This is a genomic window from Methanoculleus sp. (genome assembly GCF_035363275.1).
GTDB lineage: Archaea > Halobacteriota > Methanomicrobia > Methanomicrobiales > Methanoculleaceae > Methanoculleus.
Genome location: NZ_DAOSET010000127.1, coordinates 1 through 1,742 on the forward strand (window position 1 = coordinate 1; position 1,742 = coordinate 1,742).

At 65.4% G+C, this 1,742-nt stretch carries 1 protein-coding gene; it reads right to left on the reverse strand.

All coding sequences use genetic code 11. The features are described 5' to 3' along the window. Nucleotides 1–1,406 (reverse strand): helix-hairpin-helix domain-containing protein (locus PLN84_RS13215; RefSeq protein ID WP_348532182.1); only part of this gene is annotated, 1,406 nt, incomplete at its 3' end. Between the last annotated feature and the right edge of the window lie 336 nt (nt 1,407–1,742).

Below are 1,742 nucleotides of genomic sequence, written 5' to 3' on the forward strand. Positions count from 1 at the left end.
AGGTCGATCGCGTGCGGCGGCCTCCGGCCGAGGAGGCGCCCGGTGGGGTGGCCGATGATATCGACGTGCTCGTTCTCCATCGTGGTGAGGACCCGGCGGGTCAGGAGATCCTGGTCCTGGCCGAACCCGGAGTGGACACTCGCGATCACCAAGTCGAGGTCCGCAAGCACCCTGTCCGGGTACCCGAGCGTACCGTCGCTCTTGATGTCCACTTCGCTCCCGGCGAGGAGCTGGCAGGTGTGTCGCCGGTTGACCCGCTCGATCTCGGCCTGCTGCTTTGCGAGGGCCTCCGGCCTCACCTTTGAGGAGTGGTCGGTGATCACGATATACTCGTAGTCCCGGGCATCTCCTGCCGCTGCCACGTCTTCGAGCGACTGGCGGCCGTCGCTGAACGTGGTGTGGGCGTGAAGGTCTCCGCGGACCCCGGATCGGTCGACGAGGTCCGGGAGGGCGTGCCGGAGGGCGAGTTCGATCTCGCCCCGGTCTTCGCGAAGTTCCGGGGGGACGGCCGCCATCCCGAGGAACGCGAAGACGTCCTCCTCACGTTTGAACGCGTGAACCTGGCCGTCCGAAACGTCGACCAGACCGTCGGGTTCAAGCCGGTAGCCCTGCTCGAGCGCCACCCCCCTGAGGCGGGCCAGAAACCTGCGGGAGCCGGTGGCGCAGAGGAGCGCGGTGCCGCACCGGGCAGGCTCGGTGAACCGGATCTTCAGTCCGGCACCATCGAGCGGGAGCGAGACCACTCCGGCGCTCCCGGTGGCCCCGGGACGGCGCATGACGGCGTTCGCATCGCCGGTAGCGACAACCACGATCCCGCCGACGGTGCTCGCCCCCCGCCGGTAACTCCCCGCAACCGTGTACCGTCCGTCGGGAAAAAGCGCTTTTGCGCTCTCGAGGACGGCGTCGGCCTGTGGCCGGGTCATCCGGTCCGGCCTCCGGCGGAACTCTCTGATGCCTCTTTGGATCGCCTCTTCCTTCTTTGCGCCGAAGCCGGGGAGCGCCCGTACCCGGTGACTCTTCACCGCCTGCTCAAGGTCGTCGAGCGTCAGGATGCCGAGTTTCTTCCAGAGGGTGCGCAGGGTCCGGGGCCCCACCCCGGTAATACCGAGCAGTTCGACGATCGACCCGGGGATGGCCGCCTGCAGGTTATCGAGTTCCGCAAACGATCCGGTCGTGAGGATCTCCCGGATCTGCCCGGCTAGCCGGAGACCTATGCCCGGGATACGGGTGAGTTCATCCTCATCGAGTCCGGCAACCGGGAGGGAGAGCCGGTCGATCTGCCGCGCCGCCCGCTCATAGGCCCCGACCCGGTACCGGTCCGCTCCCGCGATCTCGAGCAGACGGCTCATGAAGGCGAGCCGTTCGGCAACATCGCCGTTTGTGACCTGCTTGCCCGGGGTCATCATGATCACCGATCGTCCGCGAACCCATATTATAGGCATTGATGCTCGCCGGATGCATGTGCAGGATAGCCGCCGCTTGCGGCTCCGATGGGGAACTCAATCCCTGTCACGGCAAGTCGTGACACTCTCATTATTGCATCCCGATCCCGATAGCACCATCCAAATCCATAAACTTGTAGAAGTAAAAGAATCTGTAGCATGCTTCCCTCCACGTTTGAGGATTATCTCGAAGCAATCCTCACGATCACGGATAACGGCGGGCGGACGGCGACGTTAGAGGAGATAGCGGCAGCCCTCGGCACCGGGAAGGAGGTTGCCGGGATGACCGTCGCCTCCCTG